Below are 13,364 nucleotides of genomic sequence, written 5' to 3'. Positions count from 1 at the left end.
TCCATGCGCATACGTTCCGCGTCCGTGGCCGTTCCGGCTCCGCAGGACCCCGCCCTGTCCGCCGTCCGAGGGCAACACCCGGTGAGCCCCGGCAGTTACTACGAGCGGATCGACGAGCACCGCTACAAGCCCACCGACCACGCGAGCGGAGCGTGGGATCCCGCAGAACAGCACGTCAGCCCGCTCGCGGGCCTGATCGTCCACACCATCGACCAGCACGTGGCCGGTCAGCCGGACAGCGGGCTGACCGTCGCCCGGCTGGGCTTCGACATCCTCGGCCGTCTCGCCCTCGGCGAATGCGAGATCCGCGTCGAGACCATCCGCCCGGGCCGCACCATCGAACTCCTGGAGGCCGTCGCGCTCATCGCCGGCCGGCCCGTCGTCACGGCCCGCGCGTGGCGCCTCGCCTCCTGCGACACCACCGCCGTCGCCGGCGGAGGCGCCGAGGCGCTCACGCCACCCGGGGCCCTGGCCTCATGGCCGCTGCACTCGGTATGGCCGGGCGGCTACATCGCCTCCCTGGACGTCCGCCCGCTCGCACCCCCACGGCCCGGCCGTGCCACCGCCTGGATCTCCACCGGCCTCGACCTGGTGGCCGGCGAACCGAGCAGCCCACTCGCGTCCTACGTCGCGCTCGTCGACACCGCCAACGGCATCGCCGCGCGCCAGTCGCCCACCGCCTGGATGTTCCCCAACGTCGACCTCACCATCCACCTGCACCGCCGGCCCGAAGGCCGCTGGACCGGCCTCGACACCACCGTCACCTTCGGCCCTTCCGGTCACGGCGTCACCAGTACCGTCCTCCACGACACCGCCGGACCCGTCGGCCACGCCCAGCAGATCCTCACCGTCCGTCCCCAGCCCTCCTGAGCCGACCGCCCTCCGACGGCTGTGGGACACCCGCGGGCCGGCCGGCGGGGGCGCTCAGGGCCGGCCGGCGGGGCGTTCAGGGCAGGCCGGCGGGGCGTTCAGGGCAGGTCGTTGCGCCCCAGCCACGCCGGCTTGACCGGGACCCCGTCCGGGTACCGCTCGACGTCCGCCGCCGGCTCGGCCGGTGGCACGACCGGCACCTCCGCCGCGGGTTCGGGCACGACGGGCCCGGCGGAGTCCTCCAGCAGCTCCGCCACCGAGAACCGCGTGACGAACGACTGCCAGGCTCCGTCGATGACCAGGAGGAAGCCGTCGCCGTCCCGAAGCAGCCGCCGGCGCTTGGGGCTCCTGGGGTGCTCGGGCGAATGGCTCCGCGCCCGGCGTTCCAGTTCCGCGAGCGCGTCCGCACGGGAGCCGGTGAAGTGCGCCACCACGTACGCCTCCACGTGTTTGCGCTCCCCGGCACCCACGGTCGTCTCGATGACAAGTCCCCATGTGGTCATGCTCTTCGCCCCCTGGACCTCGTGTCACTCCTCAGAGTAGAAGGCCCGGCACAGCCGTCTGCCGCCGGGACCGGGGACACGGTGGGGGTCGAGGAGGGGTCAGCGAGTGGTGTAGCCGCCGTTGAGGAACAGGGTCTGACCGTTGGCCCACCAGCCGTCGGTGAGCAGGTGGCGCACCCACGGGACGATCAGTTCCTTGGACAGGGCACGGGTGAAGTGCGCGAGCCGTCTTCAGCACCGTCCCGGCCGTGTTGACGCTGTAGTCGACCTTGCCGGACTCCTCGACGACGGCGTCGAAGACCCGCTCCACCCGAGGACGCCAGTCCGCGGCGCATCGGCCGGCGGACGGGAGGCGCCTGCGACCAAGGAATCACCGTTCGGGCGTCCCGGCATCCCGACCGGGTCCGATCGGCTCCGGGACCGTCCGCCCCGTCCCGGACGGGCGAAGGGCCCGGCCGGCGGACGGCACGGGCCCTCCCGGACGGCGGCCGGTGTCACACGTGCGGACGGCGGCCCCGCTCCTGGTGCGGGAAGGTCTGGTCCGCTCCCGGCAGCGTCGGCTTCGGCAGCGTCGCCACCTCCTCCTGCGCCTGCTCCAGCTGCTCCGCCGTGTCGTCGGGGAGCCGGGGCGCGCGCGGCCGGGCGTCACGGAAGCGGAAGGCGGTCGAGAGGTCACCGAAAGTGGCGCGCCGCCAGTCACTGATGTTCGGCTCGGCCACCCCGGTGAACCGCTCCAGGAACCGCAGGGCCGAGGTGTGGTCGAAGGGCTCGGACGCGACCCAGCCGCCCACCGTCCAGGGCGAGATGATGATGGCCGGCACGCGGAAGCCGCCGCCGATCGGCAGCCCCTTGATGTACTCGTCCGCCGTGCCCGCGGGCGCGGTGGGCGGAGGCACGTGGTCGAACAGCCCGTCGTTCTCGTCGTAGTTGAGGATGAAGGCGGTCTTGCGCCACACCTTCGGGTTCGACGCGATCGCCTCGATCTTCGAGGCCACGAAGTCCGCACCGGCCGCCGGGAGGTAGTCGGGGTGCTCCGACTGGTGGCTCGTCGGCATGATCCAGCTCACGGCCGGGAGACGGTCGTTGCGGGCGTCGTCCTCGAAGGTGCCCTCCGGCTGCGGACGTACGCCCCGCTCGTACAGGTCGGAGCCCGGCCGCGCGTTCCTGAAGGCGGCGAACTGCTCCAGCAGGTTGCAGCCGTAGTCGTCGTCCTGCTGGTACACCTTCCAACTGATGCCGGCCGCCTGGAGCCGTTCGGCGTACGTCGTCCAACGGTACGGCGTGGGCGCGGTGTTGTTGATCACCGGGCCGCCCCGGGTGCCGCCGGGGTCGATCGTGCCGGTCATCCACATCAGGCGGTTCGGCCAGGTGGGACCGAACACCGAGCAGAAGTAGTTGTCGCAGATGGTGAAGGCCTCGGCCAGCGCGAACTGGAACGGTATGTCCTCGCGGGTGTAGTAGCCCATCACGTAGGGGCCGTTGGCGCCGTCGGCCTTGCGGTGTGCGGGCAGCCACTGGTCCATCTTGCCGCCGTTCCAGGCCTGGTGCTGCACGGACCAGGCGTGGCTGGTGGACGGGATGGCCTGGGCGCTCGACGTGTGCGTGTCGAGGTGGAAGGGCAGCAGATAGCCCTTGGGGTTCTGGGTGTCGGGCTGGTAGAAGACGCTGCGCCCGCTGTCCAGCCGGAGGGCGTTCGGGTCGTCGAAGCCCCGGACGCCCGACAGGGTGCCGAAGTAGTGGTCGAACGACCGGTTCTCCTGCATCAGCATGACGACGTGCTCGATGTCGCGCAGCGAGCCGGTCCGGGGAGGGCCCGCGGCGACGGCCTTCTGGACGCTGGGCGGGAGGAGGGAGAGGGCCGCGGCGCCACCGAGCGCGCCCGCGGCGGAACCCAGAAGTCTACGGCGTGTCAACTCAGCCATGATGGCCCCTTCTTGAGCGGGGGAAGCGCTCCGGAGTGACGGCCGGCCCGGCAGGCGGACGGGCCGTCGGTCATCCTTCGCCCGCGACGGCGGGGCGCATCAGGTGGGGGCGGTGAACATGTGACCAACGCGCGGGAAGGGCTTGGCCAAGCCGTGACATACAACGCCTGGGCTTCGCACGGCCGTTGCCGAGCGTTGAGAAACGGTGACCGCTACACGGATCGTGGCCGTCGTACTCCTCCGCGGCCCGTGGCCGGCGGCGAGCACGGCAGCCGGGGGGACGGCGTCGTCGGGCGCACCGCCGCCGAGCCGGTGGTACTCGGTGACGGCGAGCCGCAGGGGGTCGACCGGCACGGCTCGGTGGTCGTACGCACCTCGCCGGACCCCGAGCTGTGGCTGGTCCGGGACGGCGTCACGCGCTCTCTGCCCAGTGACTCCACGCCCTGTCCCACCGCCGAGGTCGTGGCGCTGACGGACGACGACATCGCCTACGGCCGCTGGAACAGCACTCCCGTGCGCTGGGACTGCCGGCTTCCATGCCGCTCAGTACAGAGCCCACCAGCCCGGTGACACGTTCGACGCCCATACGTCGTCCCGGTGGCAGCCGCCCCGAGCCGAGCCGCGCGCGGTGCCCGCGGGACCATGGGGGAAAATGGTTGCCCTGAGAAACTAGAACGACGTGGAAGGCCCCGCATGCCGCACCTCACCATCGACTGCTCCGCCCATCTGACCGGGGTCCTCGACGCGCACAGCCTCGTGAAGGAGCTGCATCGGGTGGTCCTCGAGGAGTCCGGTTCGGCGGGCGTCTGCAAGACACTGATCCGTCCGGCGGGGACGTACATCGGCGACCTGTCGAGCGGGGAAGCCGGTTTCGTACATCTGGAGGTCGGCCTCATGCCCGGCCGCCCCGAGGAACAGAAGGCACGGCTGTCGGAGAGCGTTCTGACCCTGCTCGACGGGCATCTGCGGTCGGCCGGTGTGCGGGAGTCGGCCGTCTCGGTCGAGGTGAGAGAGCTGGCCGGGTCCTACCGCCTGTCGTCCTCCGTACGGTGAACCGGCCCCCGCGCCCATGGATTCTCCGGTTTCCCCCTGTGGTCGGAGTTACTGCCGGGCGCGGGGCGCGGGTCAGCCCGCCCGGTCACCGGGGGAGGCGAACGTGACCGGGAGCCGTGCCGGGCCGCGCAGGCCGCCGGGCCGCCAGCTCAGCTCGGCCGGCGGTACGGCCAGGGCCAGGTCCGGAAGGCGGCGCAGGACCGTCCCCACGGCGATCTGGCCCTCCAGCCGGGCGAGCGGCGCGCCCAGGCAGTAGTGGATGCCGTGCCCGAAGGCCAGGTGGCCGTTGTCGCGCCGCGTGATGTCCAGCCTGTCGGGGTCCGGGAACCGGGCCGGGTCACGGTCGGCGATCGCGGACGCGACGAGCACGGTCGCGCCCCGTGGGATGGTCACACCCGCGATCTCGACGTCCTCGCGCGCGAACCGGGCGATGCCCGGGCTGACCGGCCCGTCGTAGCGGAGAAACTCCTCGATCGCGTCGGGCAGCAGCTCCGGACGCTCTCGCAGCAGGGTCAGCTGGTCGGGGTTCGCGAGGAGCGCGGCGATGCCGCCGGCGATCAGGTTGACCGTGGTGACGTATCCGGCCACGAGCAGCAGGAACGACATGGCGATCAGCTCGTCGTGGCTCAGCCGCCGCTCCTCGTCGTGGGCGTTGATCAGCGCGCTGAGGAGATCGTCCCCCGGCCGGTCCCGCTTCGACGCGAGGTGCTTCGTCAGGTACCCGCGCATCTGCTGCCACGCCTCGTCGACGACGACCGGGTCGGGCAGCCTCTCCCCGCGGACGAGCATGGCGTCGGTCCAGCGCTGGAAGTCGTGGCGGTCGTCCGCCGGCACGCCGAGCAGCTCGCTGATGACGGTGACCGGCAGTGGCAGCGCGAAGTCCGCCACGAGTTCGGCCCGGCCGGCCGGAACCACCGCGTCGAGCAGCCGGTCGGTGATCTCCTGGATCCGGGGCCGCAGCCCGGCGACCCGGCGTGCGGTGAACGCCTTCGACACCAGGCGGCGTAGCCGGGTGTGGTCGGGCGGGTCGGAACGGAGCATGTTGCTCATCATCGACTCGCGCTCGAACCGGGGCAGCTGCTTGATCAGGCGGGGGTCCGAGGCGTCTTGGACGTCGCTGCTCAGCCTCGGGTCGGACAGGGCGGCGAGACCGTCCTCGTAACGGGTGACCAGCCAGGCGTCCAGGCCGCCCGCGATGACCGCGCGCCGGACGGGGCCGTCCTCGCGCAGCTGTCGGTAGAGCGGGAAGGGGTCCGCCACGAAGGCCGGGTCGGCATAGGGGAGAAGGACCGGCTGCTGGCTCATCAGGCCTCCCGGGGCAGACATGGACCACATCCGTCCTGTTGGCAGATATGGGCTATATGCCCCGATTGTCCAATACCGCAGCCGTCATCACCCCGCTCGCCGACCGAGTCCCCGAGCCGCCGCGTGCGTCCGCCGGTCGAGACCGCTTCGTCTCGCGGCCGAGGTCAGCCCCGAGGGCCGCTGATCCGTTCGGGCTGGATCACGAAGATCACCCGGACCTGGTCGCGGCCGCCGAACCATGGGTAGGGCCCGCCGAGGTACTTCCGGGCGAGCGCCTCGATGTGGTCGACCGCCCCCTCTGTGGTCACTCGCACCACCCGTCCGCGGATCTGGACGTAGGAGGCGGGGTCCGAGGGGTCGGAGACGGCGACGGCGACCCGCGGGTCACGCGCGATGTTCCGGGTCTTCTGATGGGACTCGACGCTGTTGATCAGGACATGCTCTCCATCGGTGTCGACCCAGGTCTGGGTGAGCTGGGGCGAGCCGTCGGGCATCGTGGTGGCGAGGTAGCAGGTGCTGGGGCGGCGCAGCAGCGTCACCACGTCCTCGCCCAGGGGTACGGGCACGGGGGCTCCAGGGAGCGGCTCGGTGGGATACGGGCTCCGGACCGGCAACGTGATCCACGGTTCACGCTCCATGGCTCATGGCCCACGGTCCACGGCTCAGGGCCCACGGTTCACGCTCTATGGCTCACGGTTCATGGCGCACGATCTCGGTGCGCGGTTCCGGCGGCACGGTCCGTGGGGAGGCCTCCGTTCTCGTGGGGCACGCGGCCCGGACGTGCCGGGCCGTGAACGCCGGTCGTCATCGCGTCGGCGTGACAGCGCCGTACGGCCGGCCGAGGCGCGTGGGGCTCAGGATGCGTGAGCGCCCGGCACGGGTCAACAGCGGAGGGGTCTTCCCTTTCGACGGGCGGAAGCGTAGGTTCCGACTACCCCGCGTCGGCGCCTCCCGAGGCGCCGGCCCGCCCGTCCCGGGGCGGCGGGCCCGCGGGGGCCAAATCTTCACGACCGGACCTCCACCCGGCGCGCGCCGCCGGCGGAGGTCGGCCGGACACGTGGTCCGTGGTCTCCCGGCCACCGGTGTCGTGTCCCCGTGCCGGTGGCCGGCGGACCACGGGTGCGGTCATCGCCGGTTCCCGCCGCGGCTGTCGACCATGCGGCGGCCAGGGCGCGTTGCCGTTCAGCTCGCGAGTACGGGCTCTCCGGCCTCCTGGCGAGTACGGTGGCCGGCCGCCCGGCGGACGGCCGGTCCCATCGCGTACGCCGCGAGAGGCATGACCGCGCCGAGCAGGAGCCAGCCCGGCGTCCCCCAGCCCAGCAGCAGCCAGGTCACCATCAGCGGGCCCAGAGTGCGGGCGACCGTCACCCCGGTGCCGAAGAAGCCCTGGTACTCGCCCATCCGCTCGGCCGGTGCCAGATCGAAGGACAACTGCCAGGAGCCCGCCGACTGCTGCATCTCCGCCACGACCTGCAGCACCGCACCCGCGATGAGGATCGCCGCCGCGGGCCAGGCCGACCGCCCCTGCGACAGCGCGAACACCGCGCAGGAGGCGAACATCACGAGCCCGGACCGGCGCAGGACCCGCAGAGCGGTGCCGAGCCCCGTCACGGCCCTGGCCGCCCGCACCTGGAACAGCGTCACCGCCAGCGTGTTGAGCACGAACAGGCCCGAGGCCAGCCAGGCCGGCGCGGCGGTCCGCTCGGTGATCCACAGCGGCAGCGCGAGACTGAGCAGCGGCAGCCGCAGCAGGAGGACGGTGTTGAGGAGTGCGACAACGGCGTACGGCCGGTCGCGCAGCACCGCGAACCGCCGGCCCCCGGCGTCCGTGCCGGCAGCGGTCGTGGCGGTCAGGGTGGTGGCGGTCCCGGAGGTCGGGGTGGGCGTGCCGGTCACGGCGGGCAGTCGCAGCAGGAGCAGCGCGCAGCCCAGGAAGCAGAGGGCGTCCAGCGCGAGTACACCCCGGTACGCCGCCGCCGTCCCGGCGCTCAGTGCGAGGCCGCCGAGCGCCGCGCCCACCGCCAGTCCGCCGTTCGAAGTCGACTGCAGCCGCGCCAGCAGCCCCGTCCGCTGCCCGGCCGGCACCAGCCCCGCCAACAGGGCCTGGCGGGCCGCCGCGAGCCCGGACTGGGCGGAGGCGTAGACGGCGGCGGTGAGGACGAACGGTACGAAACCCTGTGCCAGGAGGAAGCAGACGATCGCAGCCGAGGTGGCCAGCGCCAGCAGCACCGAGGTACCGCGGGGCCCGCGCCGGTCCGCCAGCCGCCCGAGCGGCACCCCGACCAGGGAGCCGACCGCCCAGGCCAGGGTGAGCCCGAGCCCGACGCGGGCGGGAGCGAGGCCGACGACTTGGGTGAAGTACAGCGCCGACGTCACGTAATAGGCGCCGTCGCCCACGGAGTTGGCGAGCTGGGCGAGGGCCAGCAGGCGCTGCGGTCGCTTGGTCATGCCGATGACGTTAGAGGCCCGGTGGACCGCCGAGTAGACCCAATCGGTGCCCGTGTCAGTGGCCCAATTCGCGGCCTCCCCCGGTCGACGGATCCGTGTCCCGAGCCGTGTCGGCGCGTCGCGCCCGCGTGAGGGGTAGCCGTGCCCCTCGGGTGTCAGGCGGCCGAGCGCCGAAGACGCGTCGGCCGAACAGCCGCGTCGGCCTCCCGCGCCGGATGCCCGGGCCCGACGCCGGTGATGGTCAGGAGACGCGGAAGTCCTTCGCGGGCGGGAAGGTGACATGGGTGCAGCCGCGCCGCTCGGTGATGTCGTCGACGTACGCGCGGAACAGGGCGGCCAGGGTCCGGGCGCTGAGCACGTTGTCGTAGGTGTAGCTGGAGCTGAGGGTGTGCAGGGCGGGCTCACCGTCGCAGACGGAGGAGGCCCACCATCCGCCCCTGGTGTGCCCGGCCGTTCCCGGCTTGATCTGTTCCTCGGTGCGGAAGTCCTCCTCGTACCCCACCGCGCGTGCCTCCGCGCCGAAGTAGGAGCGGGTGCGCAGCCACCAGGGCGAGTGGGTGACCGCACCGTCGGCCCATTCACGCTTGTCCTCGGGCAAGCCGCCGGCGATGTGGCCCACCTGGCGGGGGCTGACCGCCAGCAGGCAGCCCTCGACGGGGTTCGTGTCCAGGACGGGTATGGCGAGGGCACGGTCCGGGAGCGTGCCTTGCCCCTGCTCATGGATGTGCCGGGCGAACCAGCGGCACGAACCGTCCGCCGTCCGTGCGGGACCGAGTGCCGACGGCACGGGTGCCAGCCGCTCGTCGGGCAGCGCGGGCAGGTGGGCCCGGCAGCCGATCCGGTCGGTGAGTGTCTCGGTGGCCGAGCGGGCGATGCGGGCGAGGCGCTGACGGTCCGCTGCGGAGACGTCGTCGTAGTCGGCGCGAGCGGTGACGTGCAGCAGCTTCGGAGCCGTCGCGCTGCTGCCGGGGCCGCACTCCGCGCGGACGGCGGTGTACCAGTCGCCGTACCAGCCCAAGGTGCCGTCGCCCACCGGCCGGGCTTCGGGAAGCCGGTCCGCGACGGCGGTGACGTCGTCACGCTCGCCGCTGTCATCGGCGGTGTTGAACGGATCGAGTGCCATGTCGTCGCCGATCCAGTGCAACGGATCGGAACCGTCACTGCTCCGCACCACCAGCGTGAACAGGCTCGTGCTCTCGCCGGGGCCGGGCACCTTGTAGACCGTGCAGTGGCCGGACGGCTCGTGCGTATCGATCCTGTCGTCCTCGGCGGCCTTCGCCCGGACCATGCCGCCCTGCAGATCCATCACGTCGGCCCCGGACACGAGCCGACCGCACGCAGCGTCGATGTCGCGCTCGCTGGAAGCGCGGTCGCGTATGTCGTCGGCCGTCAGCCAGCCCGCGTACAGGCTCAGCCCGATCCCGGCCCACGCCGTCCACCGCCACAGCCTGATCCAGCCCGTGTGCACCACATACTCCCCGCTCGAGCCCGTCCGGAGCGATCACCGCCCCGCAAGGCACCGAGCGTAGATGTCCGACCACGGACAAGTCGAAGCAGGGCGCGACCACCGCCGCCCGCCCGCGCGCCACGGAAGGCGCCACCCGCCGTCGTCGGCAACAGCCGGTGGTGCCACGAGGCCGGTGGACGGTGCGATGCCGATCATCCCGTCATCGCACGTCGCGCACCGCCAGGAGTTCGACCGCCGCTTCGGAGGATTCCAGGAGCGGTGCGGCGGCGCAGCGTCGGGGATCTGCTCGGTAGGCCGCGACGTGCTCGTCGCTGGGAAAGCTCAGGAGGTGGGCCTCGGTACGGTCGTCCAGGGCGCGCAGTCGCCGTTCGAGCCGGCCGCCGTGCTCGGCGAGAAGCGGCAGCACGGCGCTCTCGTAGGCGTCGAAGGCACTCAGCCGTCCCTCCGGCAGCCGGGCGAGCAACAGGTAGGTGACGGCCATGGGTTCCTCCCGAGGCGGTAAGGGCCTAACCGGCGTCCGGCCGGGTCAGCGCGAGCCGCCAGTCGTTGCACCGGATGGCGTTTCCCGGCGGATATTCGAACTCGCAGGCTCCCACGAACTCGAAGCCGGCCTTCCGGCACACCGCGTTGGACGCGTCATGGTGCACGGAGGGGAAGGCGTGCAGCCAGGGGCGCGAGCCGTCCTGGCCGGCCCGTTCCGCGCACAGACGAAGGGCATCGACGGCGAAGCCCCGGCCCTGGTGCTCGGGGAGGATGCCGTACCCCGTCTCGTAGACCGGCTCCCCGGCCCACTCCCGCGTCCAGTACCCGACCGATCCCACCACCTCGTCGCCCAGAACCGCCAGGAACATCTGACCGTCGGTGAGAGCGAGGTACCGCTCGTGGCGGCGCCGCAGCTGCTCAGCGGTCTCCGGGCCGCCCAGGTGTTCGGTCATCTCCGGTGAGTTCTGGCGCCGGAGCAGGTCGTACCCTTGACCGGACCACGGTGTGAGGCTGAGAGATGTCATGCACCAACGGTAGTGCCCGGGTCTGACATCGAAGCCGACCGACGACAAGGCGCCGGCCGTTCCGCCTCTTTCACGTGGTGTCTCCCGCTGGTCTCCGTCTCAGGGCAACCCCGGGTGAGGAAGCCCCGTCGGAGTGGCCGAGAGGTGGTGCGGCCGGTGGTGGGATCCGGGTGCGGGCCGGCCGGGGATCAGCCGAAGCGGAGGGGCAGTTCGTTGGGGCCCGTGATGCCGATGGCGGGGCGCCAGCTGACCGGGCCCGAGATGGACGGCGCGCCCAGCCGGGCCGCCAGCACCGGCAGTGACTCCGTGATCTCCAGGCGCGCCGGCGGTGCACCGAGACAGTAGTCGCCAACAGCCCCCGATCCAAGGCGGAGTGGGGGCTGCGGTTCTGCTCTGGCGGGACTGGTGCCGGACGGGTCAGGGCTTGTACTGACAGACCGTCACGCCTTCTCGTGCTCCACAGCCGATCTTGGTGAACCGGCTCTGGATCATGTTCCAGTAGTGACCCCACTGGGTCTTGTAAGCCTCGCTGTTGGGGTCCTTGCTGGGGTCGGCGTCGTACTTGCTCTTCTCGGCGGCCCACTGTGCGGTGGCCCCGGCCGGCCCGACGGACGACATGTTCTCCGCACCGTTGAACGAGGGAGAATGCTTCAGCGAACCCCCGCTCGTGGAGTCCGGGTTGTCGGCCCAGGCCTGTGCGTCCTTGGCGATGCTGTCGTCCCAGGTCAGCGGGGGCGCCTTGGCCTCCGCGCGCACCTTGTTGGTTTCGTTGACGATGGTCTGCTGATCGGCTGCGCTGACGTCGGAGACGGCTGCGGAGGCGCTGGTCGCGAGCATCGCGCCTCCGGCCATCAGTCCGGCCGTGATGACGGCTACGGCCTGATGACGTACCCAAGTCGGCTTGTTCATGGCGACCCCCTGGTCGCAGAGAGAGCGGCAGATACTGCCGGCGGGCCTCACCCGTCACGGAAGCAGCCGCGCGCCCGGCTTGCGCCGGCCGGGCCGTGCGGCCTGCTGTCGCGGTGCTGGGAGGCAACCGCCGACAAAGTGGCCTGGGCGGGCGGCCGTACGACCGCCCTCTTCGCCCAGACCAGCCTAGGTCGAGGGTGTCCGTGCGTCGACCGGGGGAAATTATGAGGCTTTTGGTTTACGGTCCGTTCGCCCGTGTATTGCGCGGTCAGGGGTGTCGCAGGGCGGCCGCGTCCGCTTCGGGAATCGCGTAGGCGGCGCGGCGTTCACCCGCCGGCGGTTCCCGCGCGCAGGCCGTCCATGACGAGGTCGAGGAGACGGGCGGCGCGAGGCCGCCAGTCATGGTCCGGTTCGAGCTGCCAGAGGCCCGCGATGGCGAGCAGGAAGTCGTCCGCGGTGACACCGGGACGGATGGTGCCGGCTTCCTCGTTGGCGCGGAGCAGGAGTTCGGCCGCGGCGGTCACCGGGGTGTGGGGCGGCTTGGCCGGGCCGCCGGGTGTGCCGGTGGCCTGCCGGATCGCGTCGGCCAGTCCGGCCTTGGTCATGGCGAACTCGGCGAGCCGGTCCATCCAGGCGCGCAGGGCCTCGTCGGGCGCCCGGGTCTCGATCAGGTGGGTCGCGGTGTCCGCCACCTGCTGCATCTCGTGGCGGTAGATCTCCAGGACGAGTGATTCGCGGTTGGGGAAGTTCCGGTAGAACGTGCCCTGCCCGACGCCCGCCTTCCTGGCGATCGCGCTCAGCGGGGCGTTCGCGCAGTGCGACAGTTCGGCGAGTGCCACTTCCAGGATGCGCTCGCGGTTGCGCTGTGCGTCCGAGCGCCGGGGTGAGTCCTTCTGCTGCGGCACTCGTCCTCCTCGATCAAGGGATCCCCACCGAACCCCGCCTTGCTAACCGGACAGCTGTCCGTTACGTTGGAACTAGTAGCGGACAGCTGTCCGCTTTCCGTCCACGATAGCCGCGGACGTGCCCCGGCGGCAGCCGTCGGCCGTCACTGTCCGGGCCCAGCATCCCGCACCTTCGCTTCGCCCTCGCGGCCCGGGTCCACAACTCTCCGCGCCGCGCGGTAACCCAGCTGCCCCCACCGTCCTGGAAACGCGAAAGAAGCAGCTCATGGACTCACCGACGTCCAGCGTCATCACCTTGAGGATCAACGGCGAGGCTCACACCCTGCCCGTCGACCACCGCACCACCCTGCTCGACGCACTGCGCGAGCGCCTCGATCTCACCGGCACCAAGAAGGGCTGTGACCAGGGACAATGCGGAGCCTGCACCGTCCTGCTGGACGGGCGCCGGACCGTCGCCTGCCTGCAGTTCGCCGTCGCGGCCGAGGGCCGCGAGATCACCACCATCGAAGGCGTCGCCGACGGTGACCGTCTGCACCCGGTGCAGCAGGCCTTCCTCGATCTGGACGGCTTCCAGTGCGGATACTGCACCCCCGGACAGATCTGCTCGGCGATCGGGGCGATCGAGGAACACGCGGCAGGCCTGCCGAGCGCCGTCACCCGGGACATCCGGCCCGAGGCCGGACCACCACCCCTGACCGACGACGAGATCCGGGAGCGGATGAGCGGCAACCTGTGCCGCTGTGGCGCGTACGTCTCGATCGTCGAGGCGGTGGCCCGCGCGGCCGGGGCGCGGCAGGACGGCCGGTCCTGGCCCGCCGACGAGGCCCGACCGGACGAGGGGCCTGCGCATCCCGGCGCGGCCGCGAAGGAGGTGGCGGTATGAGGGAGTTCGGCTATCGGCGGGCCACCGATGTCGCGGGTGCGGTCGCGTTGCTCGGTGCCGATCCGGACGCGCGTTTCCTCGGTGGCGGCAC

Annotated in this window: 14 protein-coding genes and 2 pseudogenes; 5 read left to right on the top strand and 11 right to left on the bottom strand. The window is 71.9% G+C overall.

The annotated features are described in order from the left end of the window. Positions 1 to 81: 81 nt before the first annotated feature. Positions 82 to 870 carry a thioesterase family protein gene (locus FHS34_RS39000; RefSeq protein ID WP_225817891.1) on the top strand — a complete coding sequence of 263 codons (789 nt, stop codon included), beginning with the start codon at positions 82 to 84 and terminating at the stop codon, positions 868 to 870. A 98-nt stretch (positions 871 to 968) separates the two neighbouring features. Here the strand turns inward: FHS34_RS39000 and FHS34_RS38995 are convergent, their stop codons facing one another. From FHS34_RS38995 to FHS34_RS38990, 3 genes and pseudogenes are all read right to left on the bottom strand, one after another. Continuing rightward, positions 969 to 1,373 (bottom strand): hypothetical protein, encoded by a 405-nt coding sequence (locus FHS34_RS38995; protein ID WP_184974713.1) that lies wholly within the window; start codon positions 1,371 to 1,373, stop codon positions 969 to 971. 99 nt (positions 1,374 to 1,472) lie between these two features. Next, positions 1,473 to 1,562, bottom strand: a pseudogene (locus tag FHS34_RS43110) (SDR family oxidoreductase); the annotation flags it as partial. A 305-nt stretch (positions 1,563 to 1,867) separates the two neighbouring features. Then, positions 1,868 to 3,295 carry an alkaline phosphatase family protein gene (locus FHS34_RS38990; RefSeq protein WP_184974710.1) on the bottom strand — a complete coding sequence of 476 codons (1,428 nt, stop codon included), beginning with the start codon at positions 3,293 to 3,295 and terminating at the stop codon, positions 1,868 to 1,870. A 249-nt stretch (positions 3,296 to 3,544) separates the two neighbouring features. Here FHS34_RS38990 and FHS34_RS38985 point away from each other — a divergent pair, with 249 nt between their 5' ends. Together FHS34_RS38985 and FHS34_RS38980 are read left to right on the top strand one after the other, a co-directional pair. Continuing rightward, complete coding sequence (locus FHS34_RS38985) at positions 3,545 to 3,865, top strand: hypothetical protein (protein WP_184974707.1); 321 nt, start codon at positions 3,545 to 3,547, stop codon at positions 3,863 to 3,865. Between the two features lie 123 nt (positions 3,866 to 3,988). Then, positions 3,989 to 4,348, top strand: coding sequence for a 5-carboxymethyl-2-hydroxymuconate Delta-isomerase (locus tag FHS34_RS38980; protein ID WP_184974704.1), 360 nt, complete (start codon positions 3,989 to 3,991; stop codon positions 4,346 to 4,348). 72 nt (positions 4,349 to 4,420) lie between these two features. Here FHS34_RS38980 and FHS34_RS38975 read toward each other — a convergent pair whose 3' ends face one another. The 8 genes from FHS34_RS38975 to FHS34_RS38940 form a co-directional block, all read right to left on the bottom strand. Next, the gene (locus FHS34_RS38975; protein WP_184974699.1) at positions 4,421 to 5,653 is read right to left on the bottom strand and encodes a cytochrome P450 family protein; all 1,233 of its coding nucleotides are present in this window, start codon (positions 5,651 to 5,653) and stop codon (positions 4,421 to 4,423) included. Positions 5,654 to 5,817: 164 nt separating this feature from the next. Continuing rightward, positions 5,818 to 6,219: a PPOX class F420-dependent oxidoreductase gene (locus FHS34_RS38970; RefSeq protein WP_225817881.1), complete on the bottom strand. Its 402-nt coding sequence runs from the start codon at positions 6,217 to 6,219 to the stop codon at positions 5,818 to 5,820. A gap of 616 nt (positions 6,220 to 6,835) precedes the next feature. Further along, positions 6,836 to 8,101 carry an MFS transporter gene (locus tag FHS34_RS38965; protein ID WP_184974696.1) on the bottom strand — a complete coding sequence of 422 codons (1,266 nt, stop codon included), beginning with the start codon at positions 8,099 to 8,101 and terminating at the stop codon, positions 6,836 to 6,838. A gap of 241 nt (positions 8,102 to 8,342) precedes the next feature. Continuing rightward, on the bottom strand, positions 8,343 to 9,569 hold the full coding sequence (locus tag FHS34_RS38960; RefSeq protein WP_184974694.1) for a hypothetical protein: 1,227 nt from the start codon (positions 9,567 to 9,569) through the stop codon (positions 8,343 to 8,345). A 199-nt stretch (positions 9,570 to 9,768) separates the two neighbouring features. Next, positions 9,769 to 10,050 (bottom strand): hypothetical protein, encoded by a 282-nt coding sequence (locus FHS34_RS38955; RefSeq protein ID WP_184974692.1) that lies wholly within the window; start codon positions 10,048 to 10,050, stop codon positions 9,769 to 9,771. A 25-nt stretch (positions 10,051 to 10,075) separates the two neighbouring features. Beyond that, positions 10,076 to 10,576 (bottom strand): GNAT family N-acetyltransferase, encoded by a 501-nt coding sequence (locus FHS34_RS38950; RefSeq protein WP_184974690.1) that lies wholly within the window; start codon positions 10,574 to 10,576, stop codon positions 10,076 to 10,078. A 417-nt stretch (positions 10,577 to 10,993) separates the two neighbouring features. Further along, complete coding sequence (locus FHS34_RS38945; protein WP_184974688.1) at positions 10,994 to 11,485, bottom strand: CAP domain-containing protein; 492 nt, start codon at positions 11,483 to 11,485, stop codon at positions 10,994 to 10,996. Positions 11,486 to 11,811: 326 nt separating this feature from the next. Continuing rightward, on the bottom strand, positions 11,812 to 12,390 hold the full coding sequence (locus tag FHS34_RS38940) for a TetR/AcrR family transcriptional regulator (RefSeq protein WP_184974686.1): 579 nt from the start codon (positions 12,388 to 12,390) through the stop codon (positions 11,812 to 11,814). Positions 12,391 to 12,655: 265 nt separating this feature from the next. Between FHS34_RS38940 and FHS34_RS38935 the strand changes: the two genes are divergently transcribed. Beyond that, entirely contained in the window at positions 12,656 to 13,273 is a 618-nt protein-coding gene (locus FHS34_RS38935; RefSeq protein ID WP_225817878.1) for a (2Fe-2S)-binding protein, read from the top strand. Then, positions 13,270 to 13,364 (top strand): annotated as a pseudogene (locus tag FHS34_RS44295) (FAD binding domain-containing protein); the annotation flags it as partial. The gene FHS34_RS38935 and the pseudogene FHS34_RS44295, both read left to right, overlap by 4 nt.

This window comes from Streptomyces echinatus (assembly GCF_014203595.1).
GTDB classification, from domain to species: Bacteria; Actinomycetota; Actinomycetes; order Streptomycetales; family Streptomycetaceae; genus Streptomyces; species Streptomyces echinatus.
This window is presented reverse-complemented; position numbering and strand designations above follow the sequence as displayed.

What these genes read in the sequence shown, in the direction of transcription:
- FHS34_RS38990 (WP_184974710.1), bottom strand. Translation starts at nt 3,295, where the DNA reads ATGGCTGAGTTGACACGCCGTAGACTTCTGGGTTCCGCCGCGGGCGCG.
- FHS34_RS38975 (WP_184974699.1), bottom strand. Translation starts at nt 5,653, where the DNA reads ATGAGCCAGCAGCCGGTCCTTCTCCCCTATGCCGACCCGGCCTTCGTG.
- FHS34_RS38950 (WP_184974690.1), bottom strand. Translation starts at nt 10,576, where the DNA reads ATGACATCTCTCAGCCTCACACCGTGGTCCGGTCAAGGGTACGACCTG.
- FHS34_RS38965 (WP_184974696.1), bottom strand. Translation starts at nt 8,101, where the DNA reads ATGACCAAGCGACCGCAGCGCCTGCTGGCCCTCGCCCAGCTCGCCAAC.
- FHS34_RS38935 (WP_225817878.1), top strand. Translation starts at nt 12,656, where the DNA reads ATGGACTCACCGACGTCCAGCGTCATCACCTTGAGGATCAACGGCGAG.
- FHS34_RS38945 (WP_184974688.1), bottom strand. Translation starts at nt 11,485, where the DNA reads ATGAACAAGCCGACTTGGGTACGTCATCAGGCCGTAGCCGTCATCACG.
- FHS34_RS38995 (WP_184974713.1), bottom strand. Translation starts at nt 1,373, where the DNA reads ATGACCACATGGGGACTTGTCATCGAGACGACCGTGGGTGCCGGGGAG.
- FHS34_RS38955 (WP_184974692.1), bottom strand. Translation starts at nt 10,050, where the DNA reads ATGGCCGTCACCTACCTGTTGCTCGCCCGGCTGCCGGAGGGACGGCTG.
- FHS34_RS38980 (WP_184974704.1), top strand. Translation starts at nt 3,989, where the DNA reads ATGCCGCACCTCACCATCGACTGCTCCGCCCATCTGACCGGGGTCCTC.